The organism is Amycolatopsis rifamycinica, assembly GCF_000695625.1.
Lineage (GTDB): Bacteria > Actinomycetota > Actinomycetes > Mycobacteriales > Pseudonocardiaceae > Amycolatopsis > Amycolatopsis rifamycinica.
In genome coordinates, this window is sequence record NZ_JMQI01000085.1 from 1 (window position 1) to 14,794 (window position 14,794).

General features: G+C 73.3%; 16 protein-coding genes. 13 read left to right on the forward strand and 3 right to left on the reverse strand.

From position 1 onward, the window contains the following. From DV20_RS46915 to DV20_RS42415, 13 genes are all read left to right on the forward strand, one after another. Nucleotides 1-231: polysaccharide deacetylase family protein (locus tag DV20_RS46915; protein ID WP_043789619.1), on the forward strand; the 231-nt coding region annotated here is incomplete at its 5' end. 10 nt (nt 232-241) lie between these two features. Beyond that, nucleotides 242-784, forward strand: coding sequence for a polysaccharide deacetylase family protein (locus tag DV20_RS46920; protein WP_043789622.1), 543 nt, complete (start codon nt 242-244; stop codon nt 782-784). A gap of 131 nt (nt 785-915) precedes the next feature. Further along, the gene (locus DV20_RS46925) at nt 916-1,194 is read left to right on the forward strand and encodes a hypothetical protein (RefSeq protein ID WP_051736370.1); all 279 of its coding nucleotides are present in this window, start codon (nt 916-918) and stop codon (nt 1,192-1,194) included. Then, the gene (locus DV20_RS46930) at nt 1,161-1,298 is read left to right on the forward strand and encodes a hypothetical protein (RefSeq protein WP_235191167.1); all 138 of its coding nucleotides are present in this window, start codon (nt 1,161-1,163) and stop codon (nt 1,296-1,298) included. The genes DV20_RS46925 and DV20_RS46930 overlap by 34 nt, the downstream gene beginning before the upstream one ends. 37 nt (nt 1,299-1,335) lie before the next feature. Then, nucleotides 1,336-2,181: an NAD(P)-dependent oxidoreductase gene (locus tag DV20_RS42375; RefSeq protein WP_043789625.1), complete on the forward strand. Its 846-nt coding sequence runs from the start codon at nt 1,336-1,338 to the stop codon at nt 2,179-2,181. 102 nt (nt 2,182-2,283) lie between these two features. Then, complete coding sequence (locus tag DV20_RS42380) at nt 2,284-2,670, forward strand: DUF948 domain-containing protein (protein WP_043789627.1); 387 nt, start codon at nt 2,284-2,286, stop codon at nt 2,668-2,670. After that, nucleotides 2,667-2,969 carry a hypothetical protein gene (locus DV20_RS42385; protein WP_043789628.1) on the forward strand — a complete coding sequence of 101 codons (303 nt, stop codon included), beginning with the start codon at nt 2,667-2,669 and terminating at the stop codon, nt 2,967-2,969. Before DV20_RS42380 ends, DV20_RS42385 begins: the two co-directional genes overlap by 4 nt. Nucleotides 2,970-3,041: 72 nt before the next feature. Then, a complete protein-coding gene (gene alaS / locus DV20_RS42390; RefSeq protein WP_043789630.1) occupies nt 3,042-5,702 on the forward strand; it encodes an alanine--tRNA ligase in 2,661 nt (886 codons plus the stop codon). 31 nt (nt 5,703-5,733) lie between these two features. Beyond that, on the forward strand, nt 5,734-6,195 hold the full coding sequence (gene ruvX, locus DV20_RS42395) for a Holliday junction resolvase RuvX (RefSeq protein ID WP_051736371.1): 462 nt from the start codon (nt 5,734-5,736) through the stop codon (nt 6,193-6,195). Between the two features lie 887 nt (nt 6,196-7,082). Continuing rightward, entirely contained in the window at nt 7,083-8,774 is a 1,692-nt protein-coding gene (mltG, locus tag DV20_RS42400) for an endolytic transglycosylase MltG (protein WP_235191168.1), read from the forward strand. A 16-nt stretch (nt 8,775-8,790) separates the two neighbouring features. Further along, a complete protein-coding gene (locus DV20_RS42405) occupies nt 8,791-9,618 on the forward strand; it encodes a shikimate dehydrogenase (protein ID WP_043789639.1) in 828 nt (275 codons plus the stop codon). 74 nt (nt 9,619-9,692) lie between these two features. Then, a complete protein-coding gene (locus DV20_RS42410; RefSeq protein ID WP_043789640.1) occupies nt 9,693-10,940 on the forward strand; it encodes a GrpB family protein in 1,248 nt (415 codons plus the stop codon). Between the two features lie 113 nt (nt 10,941-11,053). Further along, nucleotides 11,054-11,989 (forward strand): D-2-hydroxyacid dehydrogenase family protein, encoded by a 936-nt coding sequence (locus DV20_RS42415; protein ID WP_043789641.1) that lies wholly within the window; start codon nt 11,054-11,056, stop codon nt 11,987-11,989. 154 nt (nt 11,990-12,143) lie between these two features. On the opposite strand, the gene DV20_RS42420 is transcribed toward DV20_RS42415, so the two are convergent. From DV20_RS42420 to DV20_RS42430, 3 genes are all read right to left on the reverse strand, one after another. Further along, nucleotides 12,144-13,631: an alpha/beta hydrolase gene (locus DV20_RS42420; protein ID WP_043789644.1), complete on the reverse strand. Its 1,488-nt coding sequence runs from the start codon at nt 13,629-13,631 to the stop codon at nt 12,144-12,146. After that, complete coding sequence (locus DV20_RS42425; protein WP_043789648.1) at nt 13,628-14,443, reverse strand: serine hydrolase domain-containing protein; 816 nt, start codon at nt 14,441-14,443, stop codon at nt 13,628-13,630. The genes DV20_RS42420 and DV20_RS42425 overlap by 4 nt, the downstream gene beginning before the upstream one ends. Before the next feature lie 81 nt (nt 14,444-14,524). Then, complete coding sequence (locus DV20_RS42430; protein ID WP_043789650.1) at nt 14,525-14,791, reverse strand: HPr family phosphocarrier protein; 267 nt, start codon at nt 14,789-14,791, stop codon at nt 14,525-14,527. Nucleotides 14,792-14,794 lie beyond the last annotated feature (3 nt).

Genomic DNA, 14,794 nt, shown 5'->3' on the forward strand with positions numbered 1-14,794 from the left:
CCCGCCGGTGCGGTCTCGGCCGGGATCGGCACCGGCGGGCCGGTCGTCGACGCCCGCGCCGACCCGGTGGGACTGCACGCCAGGACCAGGACCCTCGCCCTGACCTTCGACGACGGCCCGGACCCGGAGTGGACGCCGCGCGTGCCGGCGGTGCTCGCCGAGCACCACGCGCACGCCACGTTCTTCGTCACCGGCGCGAGGGTCGCCCGGTACCCACTCCGACCTGCGTGAAGACGGCGACGTGCGAGCCAAGCTGGAACTGCGCTTCACCGACCTGGCCCTGGCCGGCGCCGCCGGGGTGGGTACCTCGCTGGTCCGGCCGCCGTACTCGGCCGCGCCCGCCGCCGTCGACGACGCGGCGTGGGCGTCGATGCGGCGGATCGGCGCCGACGGCCGTCTCGTCGTCCTGTCCGATGTGGACAGCCAGGACCGGCGCCGCCCCGGCGTGGCGGCGATCGTCGCGAACGTGACGCCGAAGGACGACCGCGGCGCCGTGGTGCTGATGCACGACGCCGGCGGCGACCGCTCGGAGACCGTCGCGGCGCTGGCGGACCTGGTGCCCCGGCTGCGGGCGGCGGGCTGGACGTTCGGCACCGTCGGCGAGGTCACCGGCGTCCGCGAGGCGGTCAGCCCCGCCGCCCCGGCCGGCCGGGCCGGCGGGTGGTGTACGACGTCCTCGAGTGCATGCCGACCGTGCCGGGCGCGGTCGGGGCGTTCCGGCGCTCGGCGGTGCCGGACCTCGGCGGCGTCCCGGAGGACACCCTCGCCGAGGACACCGACCTGACGATGCTGCTCGAGCAGGCCGACTGGCGGGTCGTCTACGAGCAGCAGGCGCGGGCCTGAACCGAGGCGCCCTCGACGCTCGGGCAGCTGTGGAAGCAGCGCTACCGCTGGTGCTACGGCACGCTGCAGGCGGTGTGGAAGCACCGCAGCGCGGTGCTGCGCGGCGGCGCGGCCGGCCGGCTGGGCCGCCGCGGGCTGCCGTACCTGCTGCTGTTCCAGGTCGTGCTGCCGATGCTGGTGCCGCTGGTGGACCTGGCCGCGCTCGCCGACGACCGGTCGGCGGCCCTCGGGTACTGGCTGGTGTTCCTGCTGGTGCAGTGGTGCCCGGGATCATCGCGTTCCGGCTCGACGGCGAGCGCCTCGGGCCGCTGCTGGCGTTGCCGCTGCAGCAGTTCGTCCACCGGCAGCTGATGTACCTGGTGGTCGTCCAGTCGGTGATGACGGCGTTCGCGGGCGCCCGGCTGCCGTGGCACAAGCTCGAGCGCACCGGGCAGAACGCGCCGCCGTCCGGCTGAACGCGCGGCGGCGGCCCGTCTCCGCGACGATGGCGGCATGACTGTCGCGTTTCTCGGAACCGGGATCATGGGCGCCCCGATGGCGGCCAACATCGCCAAGGCGGGCCTCGACGTCCGGGTCTGGAACCGGACCCGGGAGAAGGCCGAGCCGCTGTCCGACGTCGCCACCGTCGCGGAGTCGCCGTCGGCCGCGGCCGACGGCGCGGACATCCTCGTGACGATGCTCGCCGACGGCCCCGCCGTCGCTTCGGCCTTCGAAGCGGCATCGCCCGCGTCGGGGACGTTGTGGCTGCAGATGAGCACGGTCGGTCTCGAGTGGACCGACCGCCTCGCGGCGATGGCGGAGAAGGCGGGCGTGGTGTTCGTCGACGCACCCGTGCTCGGTACCCGCCAGCCCGCGGAGCAGGCCCAGCTGCTGGTGCTGGGATCGGGCCCGGAGGAGTCCCGCCCGGCGGCGACGCCGGTGTTCGACGCGGTCGGCATGCGCACCGTCTGGCTCGGCCCGGCGGGCCGGGGCAGCCGGTTGAAGCTGGTGATGAACGCCTGGGTGCTCGCCCTGACCAACGCGACGGCGGAGAGCCTCGGCCTGGCCCGCGCACTGGGCCTGGACCCGAAACTGTTCCTGGAGACGATCGAGGGCGGCGGCCTGGACGTCGGCTACGCGCACGTCAAGGGCGGCGCGATGCTGGCGGGGGAGTACCCGCCGGCGTTCCCGGCGGGCCTGGCGGCGAAGGACGCCCGCCTGGTGGTGGCGGCCGCGGGCGACGACGTCGACGTGGCGGGGGCGAAGGCGGTGCTGGCGCACCTGGAGGCGGCGGTCGAGGCGGGGCACGGCGACGAAGACATGGCGGCGCTGTACCGGGCGGTCGTCAAAGGTTCCTGACCGCTCGAGGGGCCGTGGCGGCTGCGGCGGGGTGACACGGTCGGGAACCAGCCCAGGCGGTAACCTCAGGCGGCATCCCGACCCCTGAACCGAGGAGGGCCCGTGTCGGCAGGGCAGATCGCCGCGTTGATCGCCGCAGGAGCATTCGTGGTGCTGGTCGTCCTGCTGGCGATCCCGCTGATCAAGCTCGGCAAGACGCTGGACGCGGCCACCGAGGCGATCGAGCGCACCAACAGCAACACCGACCCGCTGCTGATCGGCGCGAACGAGACCATCACGCACGTCAACACCCAGCTCGAGCGGGTGGACGGCATCACCGCGAACGCGCAGGCGGTCACGGGCAACGTCTCGGCGCTGGCGTCGGTGTTCACCGCCACCCTCGGCGGCCCGCTGGTCAAGACCGCGGCGCTGTCCTACGGGCTGAGCAAGGCGATCAAGGCGCGCAAGAAGAAGAACGCCCTCAAGGCCGTGAAGCGAGCCGGCAAATGAGGCGGCTGTTCTGGCTCGGCGTCGGGGTCGTCGCTGGCGTCGCGCTGTCCCGCAAGGCCGCCGAAACGGCTCGTCAGGCCACGCCGGCCGGGTTAGCATCGAACCTGGGGGACGCCGTGCGCGAGCTGGCGGGTGCCGTGGGTTCGTTCGGCGCCGAGGTGCGCGCGGGCATGAACGAGCGGGAACAGGAGCTGCACGACATGGTCGAGGAGCGGGCGGGCGTGACCGCGCCCCGCGCCGAGGGACGGCACGCCGCCTCCCGGCGCCCGGTCCGGCGAGCTCGCCGGGCGGAGGGCTGATCCGGGCCTGCCCGGAACCCCTTCGCCGTCGCCGCCGACCCGTTCTCCGCCACCAGCAACAAGGACCCGACCGTGGACACACACGAAATCACCGACCGTTTCCTGCGTCATTTCGAGAGCAAGGGCCACACCCGCGTCCCGAGCGCGCCGCTGATCCTCGACGACCCGAACCTGCTGTTCGTCAACGCCGGCATGGTGCAGTTCAAGCCGTACTTCCTCGGTGAGGCGCCGCCGCCGTACCCGCGCGCGACCTCCGTGCAGAAGTGCGTGCGCACGCCGGACATCGACGAGGTCGGCAAGACCACCCGGCACAACACGTTCTTCCAGATGGCCGGCAACTTCTCCTTCGGCGACTACTTCAAGGAAGGCGCCATCGAGTACGCCTGGGAGCTGATCACCAAGCCCCAGAGCGAAGGCGGCTACGGCCTCGACCCGAACCGGATCTGGGCGACCGTCTACAACGACGACGCCGAGGCGGCCGGGCTGTGGCGCAAGCTCACCGGCCTGCCGGGCGAGCGCATCCAGGAGCGCGACGGCAAGGACAACTACTGGGACATGGGCGTGCCCGGTCCCGGCGGCCCGTGCTCGGAGATCTACTACGACCGCGGCCCGGCGTACGGCCGCGAGGGCGGCCCGGTCGCCGACGAGGACCGCTACATCGAGATCTGGAACCTCGTCTTCATGCAGGACGTCCGCGGCGACCTCAGCCCGAAGCTGGGCCACCCGCCGATCGGCGAGCTGCCGAAGAAGAACATCGACACCGGCATGGGTGTCGAGCGCGTCGCGACGATCCTGCAGGGCGTCGAGAACGTCTACGAGACCGACCTCGTGCGTCCGGTCATCGGCCGCGCGGAGGAGTTCTCCGGCCGTCGCTACGGCAGCAACCACGCCGACGACGTCCGCTTCCGCGTCATCGCCGACCACGCCCGCACCGGCGTCCTGCTGATCGGCGACGGCGTCACCCCGGGCAACGACGGCCGCGGGTACGTCCTGCGCCGCCTCCTGCGCCGCATCGTCCGTTCCACGCGCCTGCTGGGTGTGCAGGAGCCGGTGCTGCAGGAGTTCGCCAAGGTCGTGCGCGACACGATGGGCCCGACCTACCCCGAGCTGGTCTCCGGCTTCGACCGCATCAACGAGGTCGTCCGGATCGAGGAAGAGGCCTTCCTCTCGACCCTCACGAGCGGTTCGCGCATCTTCGACCTCGCGGCCGAGGAGACCAAGCGCGGCGGCGGCGACGTGCTGGCCGGCGACAAGGCCTTCCAGCTGCACGACACCTACGGCTTCCCGATCGACCTCACCCTCGAAATGGCGGCCGAGCAGGGCCTGACCGTCGACGAGGACGGCTTCCGCACGCTCATGAACGAGCAGCGGACCCGCGCGAAGGCGGACGCGGCGGCCCGCAAGACCGGCCACGGCGACCTCTCGGAGTACCGGAAGGTCCTGGAGCAGCACGGCGAGACCGAGTTCCTCGGCTACACCGACCTGCAGGCCGAGGCGAAGGTCGTCGCGCTGCTCGAAGACGGGCAGCCGGTCCGCAGCGTCGCCGCGGGCAAGAAGGCCGAGCTGGTCCTCGACCGGACGCCGTTCTACGCCGAGAGTGGTGGCCAGGTCGCCGACACCGGCGTGCTGCTCGGCGACGGCGTCGAGCTGAAGGTCCTGGACGTGCAGAAGATCGTGCCGGGCCTGTTCGTGCACCGCGTCGAGGTCGTCGACGGCGAGGTCGGCCTGGACACGAAGCTCACCGGCTCGGTCGACGCGCACCGCCGCCTGTCCATCGAGCGTTCGCACTCGGCGACGCACCTGGTGCACGCGGCCGTCCGCGGCGCGTACGGCAAGCGCGCGGCGCAGGCGGGTTCGCTGAACTCGCCGGGCCGCATGCGGTTCGACTTCACCACGCCCGGCTCGGTGTCGGCGGACGTGCTGACCGAGGTCGAGGAGGAGGTCAACGACTACCTCCAGACCAACGTCGAGGTGCAGAGCTTCACCACGACCAAGGACAAGGCCCTCGAGCTCGGCGCGGTCGCGCTGTTCGGCGAGAAGTACGGCAACGACGTCCGCGTGGTCGACATGGGCGAGTACTCCCGCGAGCTCTGCGGTGGCACGCACGTCGACCGGATCGGCCAGCTCGGCCTGGTCAAGCTGGTCTCCGACGCCTCCATCGGCTCGGGCGTGCACCGCGTCGAGGCGCTCGTCGGCACGGACGCGCTGAAGTACGTCCGCAAGGAGCAGCTGCTGGTCTCGCAGCTGGCGAACACCTTCAAGGTGCCCTCGGACCAGCTGCCGGGCCGCATCGAGGACGTCCTGACCCGGCTGAAGAACGCCGAGAAGGAGATCACCCAGCTCAAGACCCAGCAGGTGCTGGGCTCGGCGGGTGCCCTGGTCGACAAGGCGCAGGACATCGGCGGCGTGACCGTGGTGGCCGAGGTCGTGCCCGACGTCGACGGCAACGGCCTGCGCGCGCTCGCCTCCGACATCCGCGGCCGGCTCGGCTCGCGGGCCGGCGTGGTGGCGCTGTTCTCGCCGGCCGGCGAGAAGCTGAGCTTCGTCGTCGCGACGACCAAGGCGGCCCAGGACAAGGGCATCGCCGCGGGCAAGCTCGTGCCGTCGTTCGCCGAGAAGATCGGCGGCCGGGGCGGCGGCAAGCCCGACATGGCCCAGGGCGGTGGCACGAACCCGGCCGGCGCGGCCGAGGCGGTCACGGCGCTGCGCGCGGCGATTGCCGGCATTGGTTAACCGCGGAAACCGCGGCCCGGACCGTCCCGGTGTGGGCGATCCGGGCCGGGGCCGCCGGCTCGGCGTGGATGTCGGATCGGTCCGGGTCGGGGTGGCGCTGAGCGATCCGGCCCCGGTGCTGGCGTCGCCATTGGTTACCCTCTCCCGCGATGCGACCGACGACAGTGATCTGGACCAGCTGGCCGCCCTCGTCACCGAGCACGAGGTGGTCGAGGTGATCGTGGGCCTGCCGAGAACGCTCGCCAACCGCCAGGGTCCGGCGGCCGAGCTGGCCATCGCGTATTCTGAACGCCTGGCCGGGCGGATAGCGCCCGTGCCGGTCCGGCTGGGCGACGAGCGGCTGACCACGGTCACCGCATCCCGCATCCTCTCCCAGCGCGGGGTCAAAGGCCGCAAGCAGCGCGCGGTGGTCGACCAGGCCGCCGCCGTCGAGATCCTGCAGGCCTGGATCGACGCCGCCGCTGCGCACCGCGCCCGGGAGGGAGACCGATGACAGAGCAGCCACCTGAGCCCCCACGCGGACGCCGGCGACTGCGCGAGCCGGAAGCGGCCACCCCGCCGCCGTCCCGGCCCGCCCCGCGCCGCGCCGACCCACGTGACCCGCGGGCCGCGGAACCGCGCCGCAGCCCGAGCGGGCAGCACGAGCTGCCGCCGCGCCGAGGGCAGGCAGCCGGCGGCGAGTACGACCTGCCCCAGCCCTCCCGCCGCGCCCGGCGAGAGGAACCGCCGGCCCCCGACCCGCGCCGCGGCGCCCCGCAGCCCGGCCATCGCCGCCTGGAACCGCCGGGCACCCTGCCCGCGGCCGAGTCCGACCTGGACCCCCAGGAGCGGCGGGCCGCCCCGGCCCGCGCCGCCCGCGCCCGCCACGGCCTCGACGAAGGCTCCGAGATCGAGCAGCCGGCCGCCCCGCGCCGCCGCCGCGTGGCCCCGGCCCCGCCCTCGCCCCCGGCCTCGGACGAGGTCGAGAGCAGGCCGCCTCGCGGTCGCGGTGCGGCTCCGGACCCGGACGAGTTCGACAGCAGACCGCCGCGGCGCCGCGCAGCCCCCGGCGGAGCCGAGAGCAGGCCGCCGCAGGGTCGCGGAGGGGCTCCGGACCTCGACAAGTTCGACGGCAGGCCGCCGCGAGGTCGGGGTGTGGCTCCGGATCCTGATGAACCAGGCAGGCCGTCTCCGGGTCGTGGTGTGGCTCCGGATCTCGACGAGTTCGACGGCAGGCCGCCGCGAGGTCGGGGTGCGGCTCCGGATTCTGATGAACCAGGCCGGGCGCCTCGGGTTCGCGGTGCGGCTCCGGATCTCGACGAGTTCGACGGCAGGCCGCCGCGAGGTCGGGGTGTGGCTCCGGATTCTGATGAACCAGGCAGGCCGTCTCGGGGTCGCGGTGTGCCTCCGGGCCCCGACGAACTGGACAACCGGCCGCCCCGGCGCCGTGGCGCGGCCCCGGACCCCGACGAGGCCGACAGCGGGCCGCCCCGGCGGCGTGCCATGCCCGAGCGGATCGAACCGGCGCCCGCGCGCCGCCGCCGGGCCGAGCCGGACGGGGCCGAGGCCGCGCCGGGCCGGCGTGGCCCGGTCCCCGAACCGATGGAGGCCGCCGGGCCGGCGGGCCGTCGGCGGGCCGTCCCCGACGCGGCCGAGGGCGCCGATCCGCGCCGCCGCCGCGCGGCGCCGGACCCCGACGCCGAACCACCCCGGCGACCCGCCGCGCCGAATGACCGCTCCGCGGCTGTGCCCGAACCCGGTGCCGAGCCGCGCCGCCGCCCGGCGGCCCCGCCCGTGCGCGAGGAACCGGTGACCGACGTTCTGCCCGCGCTGGCCCCGCCGCCCCCGGCCGAACCGCCGCAAGAAGAGCCCCAGGGCGACGAGTACGCGGACTACGACGACTACGACGAGTCCGAGTACGACGAGGAGTACGACGACTACGACGAAGAGCCGGACCGGCCGCGCAAGAAGAAGAGCAAGCGCGCCCTCGGCTGGGTGGCCGCGATCGCGGTGATCGCCCTGCTCGCCGGCGGCGCCTGGTACGGCTTCAACCGGTTCTTCGGCTACGACGACTTCGAGGGCACCGGCACCGACGACGTGCTGATCCAGGTGGACGACGGCGACTCGACGTCGGCCATCGCCGCGAAGCTCACCTCGGCGGGCGTCGTCGCCAGCGGCAAGGCGTTCGTGAAGGCGGGCGAGGGCAACCCGAAGCTCGCCCGGATCCAGCACGGCTTCTACGTGATGAAGTCGCACATGTCCGGGGCCAGCGCGGTCGACCGGCTCACCACGCCGGCCTCGCGGGTCGGGCAGCTGGAGATCCGCCCGTACACCCAGTTCGACGACATCACCCAGCCTGACGGCAAGGTCACGCCCGGGGTGTTCAGCCTGATGGCGAAGGCGTCGTGCGCCCAGCTCAACGGCAAGAGCACCTGCGTTTCGGCCGACGACCTGCGCAAGGCCGTCGACGCGGCGGACCTCAAGCAGCTCGGCGTGCCGGACTGGGCGATCGAACCGGCGAACAAGGCCGATCGCAAGGATCGCAGGCTGGAGGGCCTGATCGCGCCGGGTCTCTACGACGTCAAGCCCGGGTCCACCGCGCAGGAGATCCTCGGGCAGCTGGTGCACACCTCGGCCGAGGCGATCCAGAACGCCGGGCTGACCCCGCAGTCGACCGGTCCGGGGATGACGCCGTACCAGACGCTGATCATCGCCTCGATCATCGAACGCGAGGCGGTGAAGGCCGACTTCGGCAAGCTCTCGCGGGTCATCTACAACCGGCTGAAGGCCACCCCCCCCATGCGGCTGCAGATGGACTCCACCGTCAACTACGTGCTCGACCGGCCGACGCTGCTGACCAACGAAGGCGACCGCGTGAAGTCCGGCGCGTACAACACCTACAAGAACGCCGGGCTGCCGCCGACCCCGATCGCGGTGCCGAGCCCGGACGCGATCCAGGCCGCGGTGAAACCGCCGGCCGGGGACTGGGTGTACTTCGTCAAGTGCGAGAAGAACGGTCTGTCCTGCTTCGCGGTCACCAACGACGAGCACAACCGCAACCGCGATCTGGCCAGGGAACGCGGTGTCATCTGAGCCACGCAAGGCGGCCGTGCTCGGGAAGCCGGTGGCGCACTCGCTGTCCCCGGTCCTGCACGGCGCCGCGTTCGCCGCGCTCGGCCTGACCGGCTGGACGTACGAGCGGATCGAGACGAGCGCCGCGGAGCTGCCGGGCCTGGTCGGCGGCTGTGGCCCGGAGTGGGCCGGGTTTTCGGTCACCATGCCCGGCAAGCGCGCGGCACTGGACCACGCGGACGAGGTGACGCCGCGCGCGGCCGCCGTCGGCGCGGCCAACACCCTGGTCCGCACCGGGCGGGGCTGGCTCGCGGACTGCACCGACGTCGAGGGCGTCACCGGCGCGCTGCGGGCGGCGGGAGGCTACCGGCCGTCCCCGGGGGACACCGCGGTCGTGCTCGGCGCGGGCGGGACAGCGGCGGCGGCGGTCGTCGGGCTGGCCGCCCTCGGCGTCCGGCAGGTGCGGCTGGTCGTGCGCGAACCCGCCCGGGCCGGCGAAACCCTGGACGCGGCGAAGCGGGCCGCGCTCGACGTCGACGTCCTGCGCTGGGCCGACACGGACTTCGCGGCCTTGGGGTCCGCGGCGGTGCTGGTGAACACGGTCCCGCCCGACGCGGTCGCCGGGCACGTGGCCGCCCTCGCCGCGGTCGGGCACGTCCTCGACGTCATCTACCACCCGTGGCCGACACCGCTCGCCGAAGCCGTCGCGGCCCGCGGCGGCCGGCTCGCCACCGGCCTGGACATGCTGCTGCACCAGGCGTTCGGCCAGGCCGAGCACTTCACCGGCCGCCCGGCTCCGCGGGCGGCGATGCGGGACGCGCTGCGCGAAGCGACCGGGAACCTGCTGCCGCTGCCGATCGACTGACGGTGCCGATCGAAAAAACCGCTTGCGCGCGTTGATAATCTGGCCGACTGCCTTGCTGAAGGGGGTCTACCGGAATGACCAGTCAAGACGCGTTGAGCGAAGAAGAGGTCCAGAGTGCGTGGGTCGGCGAAGCACCGCAGCTGAACTCGACCGTCACGCTCGCGGACTACGACCCGGAGTGGCCGCGGCTCTTCGAGCGCGAAGCCGAGCGGATCCGCGGTGCGCTGGGGGAGCGCGTGCTCGTCCTCGAGCACGTCGGCTCGACGTCGGTGCCGGGGCTGTGCGCCAAGCCGATCGTCGACATCCTCCTGGAGGTGCCGGACTCCGACGACGAGGACGCCTACGTCCCGGCCCTGGAGGCGGCGGGCTATCGGCTCGTCATCCGCGAGCCCGACTGGGAGAAGCACCGCTGCTTCAAGGGCCCGGACACGAACATCAACCTGCACGTCTACTCGCCGGGCAACGGCCAGACACCGCGCTACCGCCTCTTTCGCGACCGCTTGCGCTCGCACCCGGAGGAGCTGGAGCTGTACGCGGCGAAGAAGCGTGAACTCGCCGCGCGGACGTGGAAGTACATCCAGAACTACGCCGACGCCAAAACGGAGGTGATCGACGAGATCATCGGCCGCGCGCGGGCCGAGCAGTACGACGGCCACAGCGAGGCCTACGCCGAGCACGCGGAGAAGTCCGTCACCAACGTCCACTACGACCGGCCGGCGATCCTCGACCTGGCCGGCGAAATAACGGGGCTTCGCGTGCTCGACGTCGGTTGCGCGGCCGGGCACCTGAGCGCGCTGCTGGCCGCGCGGGGTGCCGACGTCCTCGGCGTCGACTCGAGCGCGGGCATGATCGCCGTCGCCCGCCGGAAGTTCGGCGACGCGGCCCGCTTCGAGGTCGCCGACATCGCCCGCCCGCTCGACCTGCCGGACGGCTCGATCGACGTCATCACGGCGTCGCTCGTGCTGCACTACCTGGCGGACTGGGGCCCGACGCTGGCCGAGTTCCGCCGGGTCCTGGTCCCCGGCGGCGTGCTGGTGTTCTCCGTGCACCACCCCGGCGAGGACTGGCGCTGGTTCGAAAAGGAGAACTACTTCCAGCTCGAGCTGCTGGAGGACGAGTTCCCGCCCGGCCACCTGGTGCGGTTCCACCGGCGCCCGCTGAGCTGGACGTTCCAGGCGGTCCGCGACGCGGGCTTCGCCGTCGACCGGCTGGTGGAGCCGATGCCGGTCGCCGACGCCGAGGCCGCCGACCCGAAGTGGGCGGCGAACCTGCGGACCAAGCCGCGGTTCCTGTACTTCCGGGCGGTCAGTCCCGTGCGGTGAGGTCCCGGCCGGCCGGTCCGGGAGCGGGACGCCGCGCCCGGCCGGCCGCCGGCGGCGGGTCCGGATCACGGCCTTCGTCCGGGTGGAGGTCCTCGCCGGGTTACGGTGAAGCCATGCGCATCGCGATTCTCGACGACTACCAGGACGTCGCCCTGACCTTCGGCGACTGGGACTCGCTCAAGGCCGACATCACGGTCTTCACCGAACCCCTGACCGACGTCGTCAACCAGCTGCGGGGCTTCGACTGCGTCGTCGCGATGCGCGAGCGCACCCGGTTCCCGGCCGAGGTGCTCGACGCCCTCCCCGACCTGAAGCTGCTGGTCAGCACGGGCAAGCGGAACGCGGCCGTCGACGTCGCCGCCGCGCGGCGCAACGGCATCGTCGTGTGCGCCACCGGCTACATCGGGGAGCCGACCGCCGAGCACACCTGGGCGCTGATCCTCGCCGCGTCGCGGAACCTGCCGCAGGAGTTCCGGTCCATGCGCGAGGGCGGCTGGCAGACCGGGGTCGGCACCATGCTGCACGGCAAGACGCTCGGCCTGCTCGGCCTCGGCAGGCTCGGCGCGGGCGCGGCGAAGATCGGGCAGGTCTTCGGCATGGAGACCATCGCCTGGAGCCAGAACCTGACGCCGGAGAAGGCGGAGCCGCACGGCGTCACCGCGGTGACCAAGGACGAGCTGTTCGCGCGCTCGGACGTGCTGTCCATCCACCTGGTGCTCGGCGAGCGCACCCGCGGCCTGGTCGGGGCGGCCGAGCTCGCCGCGATGAAGCCGACGGCCCTGCTGGTGAACACTTCCCGCGGCCCGATCGTCGACGAAGCGGCACTGGTGGACGCGTTGCGGCGCAAGGAGATCCGCGCCGCCGCGCTGGACGTCTACGACACGGAGCCGTTCCCCGCCGACCATCCACTGAGGACACTCGACAACGCGGTACTGACGCCGCACATCGGCTTCGTCACCCGCGAGGTCTACGAGATCTTCTACGGCGACGCGGTCGAGGACATCGCGGCCTACCAGGCGGGGAAGCCGATCCGCGTCATGGAGGGGTGAAGGTGTGCGGCCCGCCGGGGCCCGAGGTCCCCGCACCGGCCCTGCGGCGGGCCTGCACCCTTACAGGACACCACCCCCGCCCGGACGGCGGCAGGGTCTTTGGACCCTGTCCCGGCCGGGCCGTTGGTCAGCACCTCCGGTCGGCGATTTTCCCTCAGGGAAAGGGAACCGCGTCCGGCGCGCAGCTCGTTCCCGCCGCCGGCGCGGTCAGGTCCGTCAGGTACCGCACCACGGCCGCCGACGCGCACGCGCTCGGGACGTCCAACGACGTGTGGCCGTAGCCGTCCACCACGAGCACGCGGCCGTCGCCGAGTTCCGCCGCCGTGGCTTCCGCGTTGGCCAGCGGGGTCGCCGGGTCGAAGCGGTTGTTCAGCACCAGGACCGGGTTCTTCCGCGGCCGGTTCCACGGTCCGGTGTACCGGTCCTCGTCGTGGGCCGGCCAGCCGACGCACTGGGCCATCGAATACACCACGCTCAGCCCGAAGTACGGCTGCCGGGCGCTTTCCTCCGCGGCGAGCGCGGTGTAGTCCGCGGGCGACTGCGGGTTGTCGCTGTCGACGCACTGGACGGCCAGGAACCCCGGCGAGTGCGTCGGCACGTACGGGTCGAGCACCGGCGAAGCGGCTCCGGGATCGGCCGGGAGCGCCGCCAGCGTCGAAGCCAGCCGCTTCCAGCGGCCGGACTGGTACAGCGCGCTGTCGACCGTCTTCATCAGGGAGGCCACGCCCGGCCCGCGGGACGCGTGGGCGAAGATCCCGGCGAAGCGCTGCTTCGGATCGCCCGCCGAGAAGGCGCACTTCGGCCCGGCCGCGGCGCACACCGCGAAGAACCGGTCCAGTTCCTGTTGCTGGGCGGCGGCGATGCCGGCCCGGACGTCCACCGGCCGCTTCTCCTGGCCCGGCCTGCCGGTGGCGTTCGCGACCAGGTCCAGGGTGCCGTCGAGGGTCATCGCGCGGACCTTGTCCGGGAACAGGTTGGCGTACGTGCCGCCCAGGTAGGTGCCGTAGGAGTAGCCGTGGAAGTTCAGCGAGGCGTCTCCGACGGCCTGGCGCAGCAGCTCCATGTCCCGGGCCACGTTCGCGGTCGAGAGGTGGCTGAGCAGGGCCCCCGAGGTCGCGCAGGCCCGGCCGGTCGCCGCGCTCGCGGCGAAGAACGCGTCCGGCTGCCGCAGCGGTGAGCCCGGTGGTGGCAGGCGGTCCGCGCCGGGACAGCTGATCGGCGCGGACCCGCCGATCCCGCGCGGGTCGAAGCTCACCAGGTCGAAGCGGGCGCGCAGCTCGGGCGGGTAGCGGGCGGCGAACCGCGTCAGCTCGCCGACGCCGTCCGCGCCCGGGCCGCCGAAGTTGACGAACAGCGAGCCGAGCCGTCGTCCCGGGTCGCTCGCCGGCAGCCGGATGACCGACAGGGTGAGCGTCGCGCCCTTCGGTTCGCGGTAGCTCAGCGGCACGGCCGCGCCCGCGCACTGGAACGGCCCGTGGCAGGGCGTCCAGCGCAGCGCCGGGACCGCGGCGCCGTTCGTGCCCAGCGCCGGGGGAGTGTCCGGCACCTGGGGGAACGGCGACGGCGACGGCGGCGGGGGCGCGGTCGCCGGGGCACTGCAGGCGGCGAGCAGGAGGAGCGCGGCGAGGAAGGCCCGCTTCACGCGCCCAGTTCCGCCAGGACGGCGTCGGTGTAGCGCGGCCAGACCTCGGCGGCCCACGGGCCGAACGCGCGGTCGGTCAGCGCGACGCAGGCCGCGCCCGCGTCCGGGTCGACCCAGAGGAACGTGCCCGACTGGCCGAAGTGCCCGTACGTGCGCGGCGAGCTGTTCGCGCCGGTCCAGTGCGGGCTCTTGTGGTCGCGGAGTTCGAAGCCGAGGCCCCAGTCGTTGGGCTTCTGGTGCCCGAAGCCGGGCAGCACGCCGGACAGCCCGGGGAACACGACGTTCGTCGCCTCGGCGACGGTGGCCGGGTCCAGCAGCTTCGGGGCCTGCAACTCGGCGGCGAAGGCGGCCAGGTCGTCCACAGTGGACACCGCCCCGGACGCGGGCGAGCCTTCGAGCGCGGTCGAGGTCATGCCGAGCGGCGCGAACAGTGCTTCGGCCTGGTACTGCGCGAAGGGGATGCCGGAGTGTTCGGCCAGCGCGTCGGCCAGCTGCTCGAACCCGGCGTTGGAGTACAGCCGCCGGGTGCCCGGCGCGGCCATCGCCTTGTGCGCGTCGAAGGCGAGCCCGGAGGTGTGGGCCAGCAGGTGCCGCACGGTCGAGCCCTCGGGCCCGGCCGGGGTGTCGAGCTCGACGACACCCTCTTCGATCGCGATGAGCGCGGCGTAGGCGGTCAGCGGCTTGGACACCGAGGCCAGCCGGAACTTCCGCGCGGTGTCGCCGTGGCGGCCGGCGACGCTCCCGTCCGCCGTCACCACGGCCGTCGCGGCGTTGTCCACCGGCCACTCGTCGATCAGGCGCACGCTCTCCATGCGGCCAGCCTACGAAACGCCGCGAAGGCCTTCGCACCGGCTGTCGGGGAGCCGGTGCGAAGGCCTTCGCGGGGGTGTTGCTCAGGCGTCGAGGTCGGTGGCGACCAGCTGGGCGACCGCTTCCACGGCCTCCTCGGCGCCCTCGCCCTCGGCGCTGATGATGACCTCGTCGCCGTAGCCGGCGGCCAGCGTCATCAGGTTGAGCACGCTGCCGGCGGCCACCGGGTCCCCGCCGGCCTTGGCGATCTGCACCGCGACGGGCTGCGCCGCGGCCGCCTTCGCCACCAGCGCGGCCGGCCGGGCGTGCAGCCCCACCTTGCTGGCCACGGCGACGCGTTTCTCCGGCATGTT